Genomic DNA, 17,991 nt, shown 5'->3' on the forward strand with positions numbered 1-17,991 from the left:
ACACTTTCGCTCACTCCATCTGCAAGGTTTTTTACCGATTTTCCGTGTTTTCTTTGCAGATGAATTCGACAATAGTGCCTCTAAACCCTTGTGAGATAAGGATTTTTTGATTATTCAGCAAGCCCTAAGTACCCCAAAAGCGCTCAATAGGTTGGTTGTCCAAGCATCGGCTCACACGAGACATGCTTTTCATAAATCCATACTTTAGTTGGAGCCGATTATACTCGTGGGACGTGTACTGGAAACCTCTGTCGCTGTGTAGGAGTGGGGTTACACCGGGATTCTTCTCATAAGCCTGCTTCAGCGTATCCACCACGAGTTTAGTGTTGTTGGAATGGCTTAATACCCATGAAACAATGGAGTTATCATATACATCGATAATGGCGCTTAAATAGGCTTTGCGGCCATTTCCATACTTCAGTTCTGTCACATCTGTACACCACTTTGTATTTGGAGACTGGGCCTCAAAGTTACGGTTCATTACATTTTCAACGACATGGGTCTCTGGGGCTTTCATATAGCTTGGTCGTTTCTTACGAATGACTGCTTTGAGGCCAAGCGCACGCATAATTCGGTAATAGCGCTTTTTGTTGTACTGCTTTTTGAGCTTTCGGTTTAATTGAGTACGCATTTGGCGGTAGCCAAGTATTCCGTTTCGCTTGTCATAACGAAGCTTTACTTCTTTGGCTAGCACTTGAATTTCAAGTTCCTTGGTAGATGGCGTCCAACCTAACCACTTGTAATAGGCAGATCGAGCAACCCCTGCTAACGCACACAACTTCTTAATTGCGTAACCTTTTTCTTTGTTCAGTTCTTGAATCGCTTGATACAAGTTTACTTGTCGAACAAGGGTTAGCGTGTATTTCGTCGCTTGATCTCCGCCAACTTTTTTGCGAAGGCATTCTCCATCTCCAGGTATTCGTTTCGAGCTTCTAATTCCTTGATCCGCAGCTTGAGACGTTCATGCTCATCCAGTTCCTCTACAGGCTTCTTTCGACCGCGATTGTCCTTAAGAGCATCTTCACTGCCTGCTTGATACTTCCGAACCCAGGCATACACTTGCTGATAAGATACACCGTACTTTTCGATGGCTTTCTGATAATCCAAACCATTAGCGATTGTATATTGCGCAATTTCAATACGTTCCTCGTAAGTTGTTTTACGTCCTTTGTTCATTTGAGATAGTCCTCTTCCTTTAAGAGTAGGTTTTAATTCTATCTCCTTAGTATACTTGTTAATCCATTTCCGCAACACACTGTTGCTGGAAATACGATGCTTCCTTGTCGCCTCTTCAAGGGAGCAATGTCCAGATAACACATCCTGAACAGCAGCAATTTTCAATTCCCTTGAATACGTTTTCCATGTTCTCGATTCCCCCAATCCATCCAAACCATCTGCTCTGTATTTTCTTATCCACTCTCTAACTGTGTGGGAACTAACCCCTAGTTGTCTCGCTTCATAGTTTGGATTTGACCTGTGCTCCAGGCATCGCTGTATGGCATGCAGTTTCGTTTCAATTGAAGTTGAACTTCTTTTAGACATAGAAATACTCCCATCGTTGTAGTAGTAGAAGTTTTTATTTTTTCTACTGTCTACTATGATGGGAGCATATCAATCGACCCGGGACGGCTTTTTCTGTTCGCTTGATCGCAGCTCATGGATGGAGGGATGCGCTTGAATCCGGACGAACGTTTCAGGCAGAGTCATGCGGCGATGGCTTTGTTCTCCCGGCTCGCGCGCTGCACCCTTACAAGGCGCCAGAGCAGCAGGGTTGCGCCTGCGGCGAGCCCGGCAATGAGCCCGATCCAAAAGCCGAAAGCGCCCAGCGACGTAAAGGAGGCGAGGAGGTACCCGACGGGAAGCCCGATCACCCAATACGAAATAAAGGTAATGATAAAGGCGGGATTGACGTCCTTGTACCCGCGGAGCGCGCCCTGGACCGGCGTTGCGATCGCATCGGATATCTGGAAGAAAATCGCATAGATCAGAAAATGCTGCGTCAGCGCAATGACGTTGCTTTCCTCTGAATACAAGCCGGCGACGTATTTGCCGGCGACGAGCAGCACCACGGCGGTTGCAAGCGACAGGACCACCGCCGAACCGATGCCGAGGATGCTGTATTGCCGCGCATCCTTCAGCCGCCCGGCGCCTTTTTCGAAACCGACGAGGATGGTTAATGCCATGCTGATGCTCAGCGGGATCATGTACAGCGTGCTCGCGAAGTTCATCGCCGCCTGGTGCGCCGCAATCGTTATCGTGTTAAAGCGGCTCATCAGAAGCGTTACCGCGGCAAAAACGGCGGTTTCGAAAAAAATCGAAAAGCCGATCGGCACGCCGATTTTGAGCAGTTCCTTCCATACTTTTAAAGATACGCCGTGAAACTTGCGGAAAATGCCGTAAGCGGCGAACGGTTTCAGCCGGATCACGAACGTGACAGCGACCGCAAACACGCACCAATACGTAATCGCCGAGGCGATCCCGGCACCGGCGCCCCCAAGGCGGGGAAATCCCCAATTACCGAAGATGAGCAGATAGTTCAGAAAAATGTTGATCGGCAGGGAGATGAGCGTAATCGTCATGGAAATTTTCGTATGGCCGAGAGCGTCGATATAGCTGCGGAGCACCGTATAACCGAACATCGGAATGATGCCGATCGACAAAAAGCTCAAAAAGCGGAACGCGACGCTGCGGACCGGGGCATCGAGATTCATCCCGTCCAGAATGACGGGAAGCAGCATGCTGCCGATGGCTAAAATCGCGACCGCAAGCAGCAGGGCCAGCCATAGTCCCTGCATGACGTGATAGGCGACCTTTTGGGCCTGACCCCCGCCGATCAGATGGGAGACGATCGGAGTCATGCCCATCAAAATACCGCTCAAGCCCGTTTGCAGCGGGACCCACAGGCTGGAGCCGATGGCGACGCCGGCCAAATCGGTGGAACCGGCATGCCCCGACATGTTCGTATCAAAAAACGTAATGGCGGAAAGAGCGATTTGCGTGATCAGGATCGGCAGCAAGATGACGAGAAATTGTTTCGATTTCTGACTGAGCGTTACCGTTGTTTTCATGTTAAGCCTCACAGTATATATAAATTTCGCGCTTTTGAACGGCAGGAATCTATTGTAAAACATAAGCCTCCGTTTGAACAGGGATGACTGTTAAATAACCGGAAAGCCGTGCAGGAAATGAAGAAACCGCCGGAGATCACAAGCCTTGAAGCAGGGATTTGCCCTGTCGGGGAAAATCTTAAAAGACCGAAACCCGGCCTTGGAGGGACCGGGTTTCGGCTGTGAAACGGATTTGCGCGATAGAGCAAATTATTTGTAAACCACGCCTTGCGAATAGCGGTTTGTGGCATTCCACAGCAAATATTCGTCGATATGCATATCCTTCAACGCCCGAATCTGCTCTTCGACCTGCGTTTTGCCGTATTTGACGTAGTGGCCGCTTCCCAGCCAACTGGCGGTAAAATCCTGGATCCACGGGCGAACGATCGGCTGCCGGTCCTTGAGCGGCTCGAGTTTTTTGAAGGTGTCGACCATCGAGCCTTTGATCGTGCGGTACGGCTCCTTGTCGGGGTCCTTGGCTCCGAACCAGCCCTGCGTGTAATGGCTTGGATACACCATCGGGCTGATCACGTCGACGTTAGCGGAGATTTTGTTGAAATCCTGGCCGATTCCTTCCGCCGCAGGCACCGATGCCGCATAACCGAAAATGTCGACCGAAACGCGGACGCCCATCGGGGAGAGCTGATTGCGGGCATACTGCACGAAATCGGCGACCGTTTCCACGCGGGTTTTGCCGTTTTTGGCGTATTTCAGGGAGTCGGCCCGTTTTTCGAAGCCCTCGGGGAAGCGGACGTAATCGAACTGGATTTCTTTAAAGCCCAGCTTGGCCGCTTCTTTGGCGATTTCCACGTTGTAATCCCACACTTCCTTGCTGAACGGGTTGACGAAGCTGTCGCCTTTGCCGTTTTTCCATACGGTTCCGTCGCTTTTGGCAAAGGAAAGATCAGGACGTTTTTTGGCAAGAACCGTATCTTTGAACACGACGACCCGCGCGATCGGATATACATTGTGTTTTTTCAGGCGATCCATGAGCCCGCGGATGTCGCGGATAAACGGCTGCGGGTGCCCGTTTTTGATCAGCACCGGGTTGTCCGTTTTGTACGTTATGTATCCGGCATCGTCTTTAATGTCGATGACCATGGCGTTCAGGTCCGTTTGATCCACGAGGTCGAGAAGCTGGTTCATGCGCGACCCTCCGGCGCTGTAGGCCGTGACGTACACGCCTTTGACTTTGGGGGCGTCCGTTTGGGGATCGGTTTTGGCGGCCGAACCGTTCGCGCTTGCGGCGACCTCGTTTTGCCGGGAAGCCTCGACGGCCGAATGAATGGCGGACTTCAACATATTGGCGGCTTGGTCGCTGCCGCTCTGCGGATGATGGGCTGCGCTGCCGCCTAACAACAACAGCAGTGCAAAGATGATATTCATAACAATTCTCTCCCTTGTTAGCGTTCACATTACGATTATATTAGAACGCATAAGCTTAAAAACAACAGGTTTGTAACAATTTGACGATGATTACCGTCGAAAGTTGCGCGGTTTTGCAAGGGGTCCTCAAGCGGTTCGCCGTTATATGGAGTATCTTTGCCTGCGGGGAAACGAAATACATATGGGCAAGGGGATTGCCAGGATTTACGCAATGCTGGAAATGATCGCAATGAGGTTTAGGCCCTGATCTTGCGAAAGCACATCTCCTAAAGTATACTTAATTCATTCTGTAGGGAGTGATTACGATTATGGGCATGGAAAAATCGGACAAGACGCCGATGTACCAATATATTATCAATGACATTAAACGCCGGATCGAAAACGGCGAATTGCAGGCGCATGATCCGCTGCCGACGCAAGTCGAGCTGGCCAAACAATTCAACACCAGCGAAATCACGTCGCGGCGGGCTTTGGCCGATCTGGTGCAGGAAGGCTACATCTACCGGATTCGCGGCAAAGGAAGTTTTGTGAAGGAAGAGGTGGCAGCCCCGCAGCGGGGGGCGATGCGCACCATATATTTAGTCTACAAAAACGAGGCCGTGGCTTCGTTTAACCATCCGTTTTTCACGGAAATGTTTCAAGGGATCCGGGAGGTATGCGAAGACAACGGCATCCGCTTTTTTCTGTGGGGGTTGGACGAAACGTATAAGCTGCCGGACGACCTGAACGCGGGAATCGTGTTGCTCACGAGCAACCATGCGTTCGATATCCGGCATCTGACCGGATGGCAGGAAGAAAAACGGCGGATGGTGACCGTTCATTTCTTTTACCCGCATCTGGGCATTCCTTACGTCATCGTCGACAATTTGACGGGAGGGTATCTGGCGACGCATCACCTGATTTCGCTGGGACATCGGGAGATCGGGATGATCCTGCCGGGAGAATCCATGATGGATATCAACCAGGAATTCTCCTTGCGCCTGCAGGGTTACCGCCTGGCATTGTCCCAGCATCAGATTCCCTTCAATCAGGATCTCATCGCCGTATTGCCGGGGGAGGACTTCGCGGATACGGGATACCGGGGATTCAAGGCGCTGATGTCGCTTGAGCACCCTCCGACGGCCGTGTTTGGCGCCAGCGACCTGAAAGCCATCGGGGCGATGACCGCCGCCAAGGAGTTGGGGATCCGCATCCCGGAGGATGTCAGCATCATGGGTTACGATGATCTTGCCATCAGCGAATTTACGAATCCCGCCTTGTCGACCGTCAACCAAAACACCCGCAAGCTTGGGGAGCGTGCCGCCGAAATCCTTTTGCTCGGGGTGAAGGACGAAGAGAGCGGCCCGCTCCGCGAGGAAATCGTCCCGACGGTCATCGTGCGGGATTCGACGGCGCCTTTGGCCCGGGATGCCGACGCTTAGCGATACCCGGCGGCATCGGCCGGCTTGCCTTTTTCCTGCACCTCTTCGATATATCTCCAGGCATCGGGCCGCGACCCGTCCACATCGCAAAAACCGTATACTTTGGCCAGCTCTCCGCTGGAGACCGAGCAGCCGTTCCAGCGGCCTGCTTCCGGGTCCCCGGCCAGGGCGGCAACCGCACGTCCGACGAAGCGCGGCGTCTCCGAGATGATGAAATGAGGTTCCTTCACAAGCGCGTCCCGCCAGTTCTCTTCCCGCACCCCGTAGTGGTCGAGCATGATTTCGGAACGCATCCAGCCGGGCGTTACCGCGACGGCTGTGCATCCATGGGGCCGCAGCTCGTGGGCCAGCGATTTGGCCATTCGAAGGACCGAGGTTTTGGCCAAATCGTAAAACATGGACAACCGGTAATTCCGGTCGTTGTACGCGGCCGTCCCGTCCGTCATTTCGACGACCAGCCCCTTGCCGCTCCGGATCAGCAGGGGGAGCGCGAAATGGTTCGTGATGAGGTGGGTGTCGATTGCCAGCCGCAGCATTCGGAATCCCTTTTCCAGCGATTGTTCCCATACGGGCATGTTCCACTCGATCAGATGTTCCCCGCCCCAAATGTCGTTGACGAGCACGTCCAGCCGTCCTTGCTCCGCCTCGATGCGGTTCATCAAAGCCCGAACCTGTTCCGGATCCAAATGATCCGTCCGTACGGGAATGCCTTTGCCTCCCGCGCGGTTGACGAGCTCCGCCGTTTCTTCGATGGTTTCGGGACGGCCGTACTCGGAAGCCTGCTCCCTCGTCGTTCGTCCGGTGACATAAACGACGGCTCCAGCCGCCCCTAACTCGACGGCGATGCCCCTGCCGGCTCCACGGGTCGCTCCCGCGACCAATGCTACTTTTCCTTCTAATGAATTCACGTTCTGTCTCCCCTTTCAAAAAATTCATTTGACGCTTTTAGGATATACGTTAACGATGACAAAACCTGTCGTAGATGGACGATATTCAAAATCCAAAGCAAAGTATACGCTAATTATCGGTTTAAAGGCCCCGGAAACGATAAAATCTTCCGATTCATCCAAAAAATGATTGCATAACCGCCAAGTGTTCAATATACTTAATTAAAAAAAGTATACAATACATTTTTTGCCATTGGTTGAACAGCTATGCGAAAGTGCGCCAATAAACTTGCTATGCCGTCATGCACAAACCGTTCAAAGCGCGAAGGGCTTCGCATATGATTTTGGGTGTGAAAAAATCCATTTCGGGAGTCATGCATATGAACCATTATTTGGCCGTCGATATCGGCGCTTCCAGCGGCAGGGTCATCTGGGGGACGCTTCGGGAAGGAGCGCTCCGCTTACAGGAGATTCACCGGTTCGGCAACGGATTCCATGAAAAAGACGGGAAGTTTTGCTGGGATATCGAGTATTTGTTCGGGCAGATTCTTACGGGACTGCAAATGGCAAAAACGCTCGGCGTCGACGAATGCACGCTCGGCATCGATACCTGGGCGGTGGACTACGTGCTGTTGAACCGGAAGGGGGAGAGGATCGGGGAGGTTTTTGCGTACCGCGATCCCCGGACGAACGGCGCCCCGGAACGTCTGCACCGGCATCTTTCGTTTCAGGAAGTCTATGAAAAAACGGGCATCCAGCAATTATCCTTTAACACGCTTTACCAGTTGTTCGTGCATGACCGGGAGGAGCTGGAGGCGGCGAAGCATATCCTTCTCGTTCCCGATTACCTGCACTACCGGCTGTGCGGGGTTTTGGCAAGCGAAGCGACCAACGCCTCGACGACCCAAATGCTCAATTGGCAAACGCAGGATTACGATTCCGATCTGTTGGCGCTGCTTGGGCTGCAAAGAAGCCAATTTCCCGATCTTGTCCGGCCGGGCGTCCGTCTGGGCGCCGTCCTAGGCGAGCTTGTCCGGGAGCACGGCCTTCCCCGCTGCGAGGTCATCTCGGCGGCAACGCACGATACGGCATCGGCAGTGCTTGGGGTTCCGGCCCAAGGAACGTCATGGGGGTATCTCAGCAGCGGCACCTGGTCCCTGATCGGCGTGGAACGGGAGCATCCCTTGACGAGCCGGCTTGCCATGGAGCGCAATTACACCAACGAATGGGGAGCCTTCGGCACGTACCGGTTTTTGAAAAACATGATGGGCATGTGGCTCATCCAGCAGGTGCGCAAGGAAGCCGATGACGCATATTCCTTTGCGGAACTGGCGGAAATGGCTGCGGCGGCCGAACCTTTCCGATCGCTTATTCCATGCAACGACAGCCGGTTCATGAATCCGCCGAAAATGACGGAAGCGATCCGCGGCTTCTGCAGGGAGTCCGGCCAGCCGGTGCCGGCGACCGCCGGGGAACTGGCCCGGTGCATTTTCGACAGCATGGCGCTGTCTTACGACGTCTATGTCCGCGAGTTGCAGGAGGTGACCGGGGAGCGGCTGAAGCAGCTTCACGTCGTCGGCGGCGGCGCGAACAACGGGTTTTTATGCCAGCTGAGCGCCGACGTGCTTGGCATGGCGATTTATGCCGGGCCGACGGAAGCGACGGTGCTGGGCAACCTTGCGGTCCAGATGATCGCGGACGGAGCCATCCGGGACATCCAGGAGGCAAGGGATCTGATCCGCCGCTCCTTTCCGGTCCGCGCGTATGCGCCCCGGCCGATGGACAGCGGTCTTTTGGCCGAACTTCGGGCGAAATACCGGTCGCTTGGCTGAAACGAACCGGGTGGGACGCCACCATTTCATTTGAAGAATCCGGAGGGGAAACAGATGGAGTCGACGATTCAAAACAGTTTTGATGAAGCCAAGAAGCTTTACGGGAAGCACGGCATCGACGTGGACGGCGTCCTCGAACGGCTTTCCCGCATCAAGATATCGCTTCACTGCTGGCAGGGGGACGACGTCAGGGGATTTTTGAACAAGAGCCGGGAGCTTGGCGGCGGCATTGCCGTCACCGGGAGTTATCCGGGGCGCGCCGGCACGCCGGACCAGCTGCGGGCCGATCTTGACAAGGCGTTCGAGCTCATACCGGGCAGGCATAAGGTCAATTTGCATGCCATCTACGCGGATACGGACGAGCGGGTTGATTTGGACGCGCTGGCGCCGAGGCATTTTGAAAATTGGGTGGCATGGGCCAAGGCCAAAGGCTACGGCTTGGATTTTAATCCGACGTGCTTTTCGCATGAAAAAGCGAACGACGGCTTTACGCTCAGCCATCCGGACGCGGGGATCCGCAGGTTTTGGATCGATCACTGCAAAGCCTCGCGGAAAATCGCCGAATATTTCGGCCGGGAGCTGGGGCAGCCCTGCGTGACGAACCTTTGGATTCCGGACGGGTACAAGGACACCCCGATCGACCGTTTGTCGCCGCGCGTCCGGCTGATGGAATCCCTTGACGAGGTATTCCGCGAACCGATCGACGAAAGCTATAATATCGATGCCGTCGAGAGCAAGCTGTTCGGCCTCGGCTCCGAAAGCTACGTGGTAGGCTCCCATGAATTTTATATGGGGTACGCCCTGAGCCGCGGAAAAACCATCTGCTTTGATTCGGGGCATTTCCATCCGACGGAAACGATCTCCAATAAGCTTTCGTCCTGGCTGCTGTTCGGCAAGCAGCTGCTGCTCCACGTCAGCCGTCCGGTGCGGTGGGACAGCGACCATGTCGTGACGATGGACGACGAGCTGCTCGACATTGCCCGCGAGCTGGTCCGCGGCGAACTGCTGGACAAAACCCATATCGGCCTCGACTTCTTCGACGGCAGCATCAACCATGTGGCAGCATGGGTCATCGGCACCAGAAACACGCTGAAAGCGCTGCTGCGGGCGATGCTCGAGCCGGTGGACCGGCTGAAAGAGATCGAGCTGGAAGGGGATTTTACGTCCAGGCTGGCGCTTGTTGAAGAATTCAAGTCCTATCCGTTCGGGGCGGTCTGGGATTACTACTGCTGGAAATCGGGCACGCCGGTAAGGGAAGAATGGCTGGCGGAGGTCAAGCGATACGAACGGGAAGTGTTGTTCCCCAGAACGCAAGCGAAAGGATCCGTCGTCGGTTAAAAGAGCCTTTTTTGCGGGAACGTTTTTCACTGCAGGGACAAACGGAAGAACGCAAAGAACCGGAAGCCCAAGATTCTTGAGCCGCCGGTTCTTTTTGGCCTCATGGCATATATCACATGAACGGATTAAAAATGCCGCCTGTCTCAGTATGGTTCAGGGACTGACTGCGAGGCGGCACGGATCTTTCGGTGAACTAACCACATCTTCATTCATTGAAGAGGCGCAGAGCTTTGATGTTCGCAGATGCTGTACTGGATAATTTCCATGGCATCTTCCTGTTCCAGGATACCCAGTCCGTCCCGCAGCACGATGAGTGAATTCAGTTCTTTTTGCTTCAAAAATGGCATCATGTCGGGGAACCACTTCATGACGATTTGGGACAATTTGACCGTTTCCATTTCCACAAAAATCACCCTTTCCTCTCGGATTCTTCAGAGCCCTAAATCTTTAAAGCCAAGGAACCGGAAAAGCGTGTAAGTGCCTGGAAAACCTTTGTCGATCCTAATCTCATGGAACTCATGCAGGTACCGCGCACCATTAATATACCACAAAACGCATCCTTTTTACACAAAGGGAGCCAAATTCAACTTCTGCGGAACGAACCCATGACCCCGACGGTCTCGACGATGTTGACGAAAGCTTTCGGGTCGGTCTGCTTGATGATCCGCTTCAGCTCTTGGAGCTCGTAGCGGGTGGTTACCGTCATCAGCATGTCCTTGGATTCGTGGGAAAAAGCCCCTTCGGTTTTGATTTTGGTCACGCCGCGCGGTCGTTCGAGCAGTTTTTCCAAAAGGGCCTCCGTTTCGTTGGTAATGATATAGACGGTGACTTTGAAATGGCTGACGTGGATGAAATCGACCATCTTGCCGGTGACGAAAATGGAGATCATCGAGGCCAGGGCAAGATTCCAGTCGTTCTGCAAGTATCCCGCGGCAAGGATGACCAGGCCGTTCATCGCAACCAGCACGTTGCCGACAGGGAAGTCCCGGTATCGCGTCACGATGGAGCCGATAATGTCAAAACCGCCCGAGGAGCCGCCCGCCCGGAAGGAGATGCCTGCACCGACGCCGACCAGGACGCCTCCGAACACCGAAGCGATCAGCGTATCGGTCGCGAGCAGGTTGACCGGAACGACGGCGATAAATGCGGTCGTGGCCACGACCGACAAAATGCTGAGCACGATAAACCGCTTCCCGAGCTGGAACCAGCCCGCGACCAAAATCGGCACGTTAAACACGAAATACAGCACGCTGAGATTCATCGGGGTAAAATAATTGACCAGCATCGACAGGCCGGATACCCCGCCGCTTAACAGCTTGTGGGGGACCAGGAACAGATTGAATCCGCAGGCGATAAACGCCGCGCCGACGATCACGCCGATATATTTCCAAATATTACGGAGCTTCACAGCCTCACCTCAATTTTCTATGCGATTCATTTTCATAAAAATTTTCAATCTTAGTTTCAAGCCGCTGGTGTTTGTAATTTAGTTTGTGATATAATGGATTGGATATTCTTGAGTAGGCTTGTACAATAGTTTTATTCTGACATTGTTTCAGGAGAAAATTACCGTTTACTTAAAAGAGATTTTGCGATGAGCGGCGTTTCGTTTGGCAATTGATGGATCGGGAAGCGGGTGCTTCGTCTACACATTGTGCTCCGGAGCGGCTTGAATCGATGTCATGCAAAGTCCCTGTAGGCGTTTTTGCCCTGAATAAACGCTATAGAGAATATAAGCCATGCAAAAAATCATGAAGAATGGCTAACCTATATATGTTTACCGCTACTTAAGAATACAGACAAGATTGTGGAATGTCCACTATATAGAAGGAGTATGAATATTTTGAAAAATTTTGCAGATTTAGGCCTTGAGCCGAAGGTTCTACGGGCCATTACCGAGCTTGGATTCGAGGAAGCGACACCTATTCAGGCACAGGCGATCCCGATCGCAATGACGGGACGCGACTTGATCGGTCAGGCACAGACCGGTACGGGCAAAACGGCCGCATTCGGCATCCCGCTGATCAACAAAATCTCGAAGGAAACGGACAAAATCGTGGCGCTTGTCATGACCCCGACCCGCGAGCTGGCCATCCAGGTGGCGGAGGAAATCGGAAAGCTTACCCGCTTCAAAGGCATCGGCTCCCTGCCGATTTACGGCGGCCAAGACATCGGACGCCAAATTCGCGCCTTGAAGAAAAAACCGCAAATCATTATCGGTACTCCAGGCCGTTTGCTGGATCATATCAACCGTAAAACCATCCGTCTCGACGACGTCGAAACCGTCATTCTGGACGAAGCCGATGAAATGCTGGACATGGGCTTTATGGAAGATATCCAATCGATCCTGAAGCTGGTTCCGGAAAATCGCCAAACGATGCTTTTCTCCGCAACAATGCCGCCTAACATCCAAAGACTTGCCCAGCAATTTTTGAAAGATCCTGAACACGTGTCGGTCGTGCCGAAACAAGTCAGCGCGCCGCTGATCGATCAAGCTTACATCGAAGTGCCTGAACGCCAGAAGTTCGAAGCGCTTTGCCGTTTGATCGACATGGAATCTCCGGAGCTTGCGATCGTATTCGGACGCACCAAACGCCGCGTCGACGAGCTGTCGGAAGCTTTGCAAAAACGCGGATATTCCGCTGACGGCCTGCATGGGGACTTGTCCCAAAACCAACGCGACACCGTGATGCGCAAATTCCGCGACGGAAGCATCGACGTGCTGGTTGCGACGGACGTTGCCGCCCGCGGCCTGGACGTGTCCGGCGTTACCCACGTCGTCAACTTCGACCTTCCGCAGGATCCGGAGAGCTATGTGCACCGCATCGGCCGTACGGGCCGGGCAGGCAAGGAAGGAACGGCTTGGTCGTTCGTGACGCCTCGCGAAATCGACCATCTGCACCTGATCGAACGGATCACGCGCCATCGCATCGCCCGCAAACCGCTGCCGACGCTGGCCGAAGCGATCGAAGGCAAACAGCGCATCATTGCCGAGCGTTTGCTTGAGACGATCGAAAAAGGCGAGCTGAACGAGTACAAAGGTTTGGCGATCCAGCTGCTTGAGCAGTACGATTCCGTGCAGCTGCTGTCCGCGGCGATGAAAATGCTGACCGGCGAGAAGCGCGATTCCGAAATCCAGCTGACTCCGGAAGAACCGATCCGCGTGAAACGCCGTTACAACAGCGGCAAGCCTGATCTCCGGAACGGCCGCAGACCTTCGGGCAACTACGGCGGTTTCCGCAGCAACAGCGGCGGCAGAGGCGGCTACAACCGCGACCGCGATAACCGCGGCGGCTATAACCGCAGCGGCGGCCGCAGCGATTCCTACCGCGACGGGGACCGCAAGCCGCGCACCAGCAGCAGCAGCGGCGGCGAGGGCAGACGCCAGTCCAAACGCGACGAATCCTACAACAGCTAAGCCGAAGGCGGGGACGTTACCCGCTCAAACTTAAAGAGACGAGGGGCATTGCTGCCCTTCGTCTCTTTTTTGGTTGCTGCCAAGGATGGATTCGCTCGGATTAGAAAATGAATGCGCGCGTGATGATGACCAGCAGAATGAAGAGAACCAAAATCGCACCTGTGGAACCCCACAAACCAAGACCAGGACCATAACCATATCCACCAACATGAGACATTGAGAATTACCTCCTTAAGTGTTTGATTCCTTTGGGTTACTGTGTATCTTATGTGGGTGAGCACCTTGAGGTATAGACCATCACCCATTTTGCGAAAAAATTAGGCTCTGGCAATGTAAGGCTAAAATGCGGTAAAATATCATTAGTACGAGCATAGATAGTGGAGGAGGAGGCTTTTTCTTGGAATTTAAAGGCGCAATGGGCGGTATTTACAGATTAACGGAATGGATCACCCGCTTTGCTTACAGCAACATTCTATGGCTGGTTTGTTCGTCTCCGTTTTTCTTTTTTCTGGTGACCAGGCTGATGGTGACCGGCGTAAACGAATCGCTTCAAATGAACTGGGCCATGGGTATTGTGGCACCGTTTACATTGTTTCCGGCCACGGCGGCGTTGTTTGCGGTCGTGCGCAAATGGGTGATGGGCGATCCGGACGTCAAAATTTTCAGCTTGTTTTTCAGATCGTACAAGGAAAATTACAAGCAAAGCATGATCGGAGGCATTTTTTACGTTCTGCTTCTGGTGATCATGATGGTGGACTACACCGTTTACATGACGCAGTTCAAGAACATGCAAATCATCGGCATCGTGATGCTGATTCTGCTGATCGTCTTGTTCGTGTCCTTGTTCAATTTCTTTTCCATGATCGTCCATTATCATATGAACATTCGGCAGATCATGAAAAATGCGGTGCTGATCACGATCATCCGCCCGTTCCGGGTCATCGCGACGGTGCTCGGAAGCGCGGTCGTGCTGTTCATTGGCTCCAAATATCCGGCGCTCATCTTCTTTTTCGGCGGAAGCTTGATTGCTTACTGGGCATTTTTTAATTTCTACGCGACGTTCACCAAAATGCAGGAACAGGCCGAGCGGATCAAACAAAAGGAACTGGAGGAGCAAGAAGCCGCGGGGGCAGGCATTGATCTTGAAGCTTCATCCGATGCAGCCGGTGGCGAACCCGGCGACGGCGATCGGCGGAGCGGGGAAGCGACAAGAAAGGACTGATCCTGCTCCGGTTCGTTTCGGAATTTTTCTCCCGACATTTACTTTTTGAGCAAAAAGGTCTATAATAAGACTACATCCTGCGATGTTCGCCACGGTTAATCGTTGTTTTGAACCAATGATGATGTCTAGGGAGATTTTTACGATGCGCGGCTGGAACGCCCTGTCTATATGACAAGGGGACTTCAAAAACGCGTCCGCGATCACCCACCTGCCAAAGCAGGTTCAGAAGACAATTTAACCGGACGGCATAGGCGGGTTTTTATTTTAGAACATGGCAGGGCACTCCGTGCTTGCGGATTTTTCCGCAAACCGGGGTGTCTTTTTGGTTTACGAAAAACGTCCCGGCGGACTCTGTTCGGAAGCGATGGCAAAAACGTGCAAACGCTTTATGGAAAGCCGCGCTAATTTGCCTTTTCGCCGAATTTTCCCTTACTTTCTCTTTTGTTCTGGTCCCAACAATGATACACTGTAAAGTATTGATGATGCTTACTACAAAGGGGGAAAGGTCTTGTCGCTGAAAAGGGTTCTAGTGGGAATCTTTCGCAGTCAGGAAGGTACAAGCGACCGGGCGAAGGATCCGAAGATGAAGACGCGCTACTACAATTTATCGAAAGACAAGGCATGGGAGGAAATATCCTCGACATTAAAAAAGATCCCGGGGTATAAGGTCTTGCATGAAGTTCCTTCCGTCGGCGAAATTACGCTGGAGAAAAGAACGTCTTTCGGACGAACGGTGGACATCACGGTATCCGTGCTATCGGTCGGGCCGGTGCGCAGCGCGGTTGACATGTATTCCGCTTCCAGAGGTTCCCTGGGGGATTTGGGGGCCAACTACCGCATTATTCTCAATTTATTTTCGGCACTCGACAAGAAACTGGGCAAATACAAAGTCTCTTAACGATAGGCATGAAAAAGCGAGAGAAAGACACAAGCTTTCTCCCGCTTTTTTTCAGGTAGGGAAAACGCGTCGTTGACGCGCTTCCCGATCCGAATGAACAGAGGACATGAAAAAGCGGTCTGTCTTCAACGAAAAACGACGATAGGCTTTTTCTTATGCCCTGGCAAGCATATACTTAAGGCGAGGGTTTCTTACAGAAGCTCTTTGACGGCTGCGACCGCTTTTTCGTAATTCGGATGTTCGGCCATCTCTTTCAGATATTCCACGTACGTGATTTTGTCGTTTTGGTCGACAACGAAAATGGAACGCATGTCCAGACGGAATTCCTTGATGTGGACGCCGTAGGCTTGGCCGAAAGACATGTCCTTGTGATCCGAAAGCGTGATGACGCGGTCTACGCCGGCTGCGCCGCACCAGCGCTCTTGGGCAAACGGAAGATCGGCGCTGATGGTGAGTACGACCACGTTATCGCCAAGGGCGGAGGCCTCCTCGTTGAAACGGCGGGTTTGGGCGTCGCATACGCCGGTATCCAGGGAAGGAACGACGCTGATCAGCTTGATTTTTCCCGCGAAATCTTTGAGGGTAGCCTGTTCAAGCAGATTTTTGCTGACGGTAAAGTCCGGAGCCTGATCGCCCGCCTTCAGTTCGGGACCGATCAGCGTAATCGGATTGCCTTTAAAAGTTGCAGCACCTGTGCGTTCTTGTGCCATGGTTGATTCTCCTTTCGGATATGGAATTTTGGTGATTCGTGCCAATTCATTATAATCTTTTTAAAAAGGCATTGTCCAATGAGCCGGATGTCGGCATGGCGACGCAGCGAATGCGAACATGGTTTCCCGATATCCGGGACGGTCCCGATATAGCGATAGAAAAGGAAGTGCGGCATGTTATTTGTTCGTTATGAAAACTGGAAAAGCTACTTGAAATATTATCCGATTACGACGATATTGTTTGTGGCGAATATAGTGATGTACCTGATTCTGGTCTTTAACGGAGGGGCCTCCGATCACATCACGATCATCCGATTCGGGGCGCTGACCAACGTGGAAGGAATGAACGAATGGTGGCGATACGTAACGTCGCTTTTTCTTCACGGAGGTTTTTCGCATCTTTTGTTTAACGATTTTGCCATCCTCGTCTTTTGCCCGCCGCTCGAGCGGCTGCTTGGGGCTTGGCGATATGCGCTATTATACCTGCTCAGCGGCGTGATCGGCAATATTTTGTCCGTGGCGCATTATAACCGTCTGGGGGAAACGCTCCTTACGTTAGGCGCCTCAGGGGCCGTTTACGGGGTGTACGGAGCCTACCTCTACATCGCCCTGCTGCAGCGGAACCTGATGGACGAATCCTCGCGCAAGACGATTTATGCCCTGCTTGCCATCGGGATTATTTTCTCGTTTGCTTCGGGGGAACAAATTAAAATCAACTGGATGGCGCATTTGGGCGGATTGGTCGGCGGATTTTTCGTTTACGGCTTAATGGCAAGGATTTTGAAGAAACGGTATGGAAGGTCATAGCAAGAGGACCCGCGTAAAAAGCAGAATGGAGCGAGTAACAGGTGGAATTAAGACAGTTGCAGTATTTTTTGAAGGTAGCGCAGAAAGAGCATGTCACCCAGGCTTCGGAGGAGCTTCACGTGGCCCAGTCTGCGGTCAGCCGTCAGATTCATCAGCTGGAGGAAGAGCTGGGCGTTCAATTGTTTATGCAAAAGGGAAGAAACCTGCAGCTGACGCCGGTAGGACAGCTGTTTTGCAAACGGGTGGACAGCATCCTCAAAGATCTCGACCGGGCGGTGGCCGAGGTTCATGAATTTTTGGACCCGGAGCAAGGCGAAATCCGGATCGGTTTTCCGCACAGTTTGGGGATCCATCTTATTCCGTCTGTCGTGGCCGAATTCAAGCGGCGGTATCCGAACGTGAAATTCAGGTTCAAGCAGGGCATGTTCCCATCCTTGATCCGCGACGTCATTTCGGCGGAAGTGGATCTTGCCTTCATTTCCCCGTTTCCGGAGAAGCATGATCAAGTGGAAGGGGAGATTATGCTGACGGAGGAGCTGTTTGCGATTTTGCCTCCGAACCATCCGCTGGCCAAGGAAGAGAGCATCAAGCTCAGCCAGTTGAAGGACGATAAATTCGTCCTGTTCAGCAAAGGGTACTCGCTGCGGCCGATCGTATGGCATGCCTGCTTGGAGGCGGGATTCACGCCGAAGATCGCGTTTGAGGGCGAGGAAACCGACACGATCCGGGGGTTGGTGGCCGCGGGCATGGGGGTAAGCATTTTGCCGGAGATGGCATTATTCCAAACGAATCCGCTCCAGCCTGCACGGGTACGGATTTCGGAGCCGAAGGTGACGCGCACCATCGGGCTGATCCACCGGTCGGACGACAAGCTGCCGCGGGTGGCTCAGGCCTTCCGCTCCTTTTTGCTCAGCTACTTCGGACTGCAGCAGCAAGCCGGAACTTGCGATAAACCGAAAACATAA

General features: G+C 52.9%; 17 protein-coding genes and 1 other RNA gene. 9 read left to right on the forward strand and 9 right to left on the reverse strand.

The genetic code is table 11. The annotated features are described in order from the left end of the window. Positions 1–124: 124 nt before the first annotated feature. The 4 genes from KI367_RS19025 to KI367_RS19040 form a co-directional block, all read right to left on the reverse strand. Entirely contained in the window at positions 125–937 is an 813-nt protein-coding gene (locus KI367_RS19025; RefSeq protein WP_306433250.1) for an IS3 family transposase, read from the reverse strand. Next, complete coding sequence (locus tag KI367_RS19030) at positions 853–1,542, reverse strand: helix-turn-helix domain-containing protein (RefSeq protein ID WP_212951660.1); 690 nt, start codon at positions 1,540–1,542, stop codon at positions 853–855. Before KI367_RS19030 ends, KI367_RS19025 begins: the two co-directional genes overlap by 85 nt. A 161-nt stretch (positions 1,543–1,703) precedes the next feature. Next, positions 1,704–3,068 carry an MATE family efflux transporter gene (locus KI367_RS19035; protein WP_036706850.1) on the reverse strand — a complete coding sequence of 455 codons (1,365 nt, stop codon included), beginning with the start codon at positions 3,066–3,068 and terminating at the stop codon, positions 1,704–1,706. A gap of 249 nt (positions 3,069–3,317) precedes the next feature. Continuing rightward, on the reverse strand, positions 3,318–4,493 hold the full coding sequence (locus KI367_RS19040; protein ID WP_212951662.1) for a putative glycoside hydrolase: 1,176 nt from the start codon (positions 4,491–4,493) through the stop codon (positions 3,318–3,320). A 308-nt stretch (positions 4,494–4,801) separates the two neighbouring features. Between KI367_RS19040 and KI367_RS19045 the strand changes: the two genes are divergently transcribed. Further along, positions 4,802–5,914 (forward strand): GntR family transcriptional regulator, encoded by a 1,113-nt coding sequence (locus KI367_RS19045; protein WP_212951663.1) that lies wholly within the window; start codon positions 4,802–4,804, stop codon positions 5,912–5,914. Here the strand turns inward: KI367_RS19045 and KI367_RS19050 are convergent. Further along, positions 5,911–6,822, reverse strand: coding sequence for an SDR family oxidoreductase (locus KI367_RS19050; RefSeq protein WP_212951665.1), 912 nt, complete (start codon positions 6,820–6,822; stop codon positions 5,911–5,913). The genes KI367_RS19045 and KI367_RS19050 overlap by 4 nt on opposite strands. Before the next feature lie 359 nt (positions 6,823–7,181). Between KI367_RS19050 and rhaB the strand changes: the two genes are divergently transcribed. Both rhaB and rhaA read left to right on the forward strand, forming a co-directional pair. Further along, positions 7,182–8,633, forward strand: a complete 1,452-nt coding sequence (gene rhaB / locus KI367_RS19055; RefSeq protein ID WP_212951667.1) for a rhamnulokinase — start codon at positions 7,182–7,184, stop codon at positions 8,631–8,633. Between the two features lie 54 nt (positions 8,634–8,687). Continuing rightward, positions 8,688–9,971, forward strand: coding sequence for an L-rhamnose isomerase (rhaA, locus tag KI367_RS19060; protein WP_212951669.1), 1,284 nt, complete (start codon positions 8,688–8,690; stop codon positions 9,969–9,971). 209 nt (positions 9,972–10,180) lie between these two features. Here rhaA and KI367_RS19065 read toward each other — a convergent pair whose 3' ends face one another. Then, positions 10,181–10,369: a hypothetical protein gene (locus KI367_RS19065; protein WP_197069903.1), complete on the reverse strand. Its 189-nt coding sequence runs from the start codon at positions 10,367–10,369 to the stop codon at positions 10,181–10,183. 185 nt (positions 10,370–10,554) lie between these two features. Then, entirely contained in the window at positions 10,555–11,379 is an 825-nt protein-coding gene (locus tag KI367_RS19070) for a YitT family protein (RefSeq protein WP_036706684.1), read from the reverse strand. Positions 11,380–11,805: 426 nt separating this feature from the next. On the opposite strand from KI367_RS19070, the gene cshA reads away from it, so the two are divergent. Continuing rightward, positions 11,806–13,389: a degradosome RNA helicase CshA gene (cshA, locus tag KI367_RS19075; protein WP_212951671.1), complete on the forward strand. Its 1,584-nt coding sequence runs from the start codon at positions 11,806–11,808 to the stop codon at positions 13,387–13,389. Between the two features lie 100 nt (positions 13,390–13,489). Here cshA and KI367_RS19080 read toward each other — a convergent pair whose 3' ends face one another. Next, positions 13,490–13,606 carry a sporulation protein YjcZ gene (locus KI367_RS19080; protein ID WP_081992025.1) on the reverse strand — a complete coding sequence of 39 codons (117 nt, stop codon included), beginning with the start codon at positions 13,604–13,606 and terminating at the stop codon, positions 13,490–13,492. Positions 13,607–13,786: 180 nt separating this feature from the next. Between KI367_RS19080 and KI367_RS19085 the strand changes: the two genes are divergently transcribed. From KI367_RS19085 to KI367_RS19095, 3 genes are all read left to right on the forward strand, one after another. Next, positions 13,787–14,611, forward strand: coding sequence for a YesL family protein (locus KI367_RS19085; protein WP_052146767.1), 825 nt, complete (start codon positions 13,787–13,789; stop codon positions 14,609–14,611). Between the two features lie 71 nt (positions 14,612–14,682). Then, positions 14,683–14,873, forward strand: a non-coding RNA gene (ssrS, locus tag KI367_RS19090) — 6S RNA. A gap of 246 nt (positions 14,874–15,119) precedes the next feature. Next, the gene (locus tag KI367_RS19095) at positions 15,120–15,509 is read left to right on the forward strand and encodes a DUF1499 domain-containing protein (protein ID WP_036706691.1); all 390 of its coding nucleotides are present in this window, start codon (positions 15,120–15,122) and stop codon (positions 15,507–15,509) included. Positions 15,510–15,700: 191 nt separating this feature from the next. On the opposite strand, the gene tpx is transcribed toward KI367_RS19095, so the two are convergent. After that, positions 15,701–16,219 (reverse strand): thiol peroxidase, encoded by a 519-nt coding sequence (tpx, locus tag KI367_RS19100; RefSeq protein ID WP_036706695.1) that lies wholly within the window; start codon positions 16,217–16,219, stop codon positions 15,701–15,703. Positions 16,220–16,393: 174 nt separating this feature from the next. Between tpx and KI367_RS19105 the strand changes: the two genes are divergently transcribed. Continuing rightward, on the forward strand, positions 16,394–17,026 hold the full coding sequence (locus tag KI367_RS19105; RefSeq protein WP_212951673.1) for a rhomboid family intramembrane serine protease: 633 nt from the start codon (positions 16,394–16,396) through the stop codon (positions 17,024–17,026). Between the two features lie 41 nt (positions 17,027–17,067). After that, positions 17,068–17,991 carry a glutamate biosynthesis transcriptional regulator GltC gene (gene gltC / locus KI367_RS19110; RefSeq protein WP_036706700.1) on the forward strand — a complete coding sequence of 308 codons (924 nt, stop codon included), beginning with the start codon at positions 17,068–17,070 and terminating at the stop codon, positions 17,989–17,991.

It is taken from the genome of Paenibacillus cookii (genome assembly GCF_018333375.1).
Lineage (GTDB): Bacteria > Bacillota > Bacilli > Paenibacillales > Paenibacillaceae > Paenibacillus_AQ > Paenibacillus_AQ cookii.

Coding starts and splice junctions, on each gene's coding strand:
- tpx (WP_036706695.1), bottom strand. CDS start 16,219: ATGGCACAAGAACGCACAGGTGCTGCAACTTTTAAAGGCAATCCGATT.
- KI367_RS19030 (WP_212951660.1), bottom strand. CDS start 1,542: ATGTCTAAAAGAAGTTCAACTTCAATTGAAACGAAACTGCATGCCATA.
- KI367_RS19040 (WP_212951662.1), bottom strand. CDS start 4,493: ATGAATATCATCTTTGCACTGCTGTTGTTGTTAGGCGGCAGCGCAGCC.
- cshA (WP_212951671.1), top strand. CDS start 11,806: ATGAATATTTTGAAAAATTTTGCAGATTTAGGCCTTGAGCCGAAGGTT.
- KI367_RS19065 (WP_197069903.1), bottom strand. CDS start 10,369: ATGGAAACGGTCAAATTGTCCCAAATCGTCATGAAGTGGTTCCCCGAC.
- KI367_RS19105 (WP_212951673.1), top strand. CDS start 16,394: ATGTTATTTGTTCGTTATGAAAACTGGAAAAGCTACTTGAAATATTAT.
- rhaB (WP_212951667.1), top strand. CDS start 7,182: ATGAACCATTATTTGGCCGTCGATATCGGCGCTTCCAGCGGCAGGGTC.
- KI367_RS19080 (WP_081992025.1), bottom strand. CDS start 13,606: ATGTCTCATGTTGGTGGATATGGTTATGGTCCTGGTCTTGGTTTGTGG.
- KI367_RS19035 (WP_036706850.1), bottom strand. CDS start 3,068: ATGAAAACAACGGTAACGCTCAGTCAGAAATCGAAACAATTTCTCGTC.
- KI367_RS19045 (WP_212951663.1), top strand. CDS start 4,802: ATGGGCATGGAAAAATCGGACAAGACGCCGATGTACCAATATATTATC.
- rhaA (WP_212951669.1), top strand. CDS start 8,688: ATGGAGTCGACGATTCAAAACAGTTTTGATGAAGCCAAGAAGCTTTAC.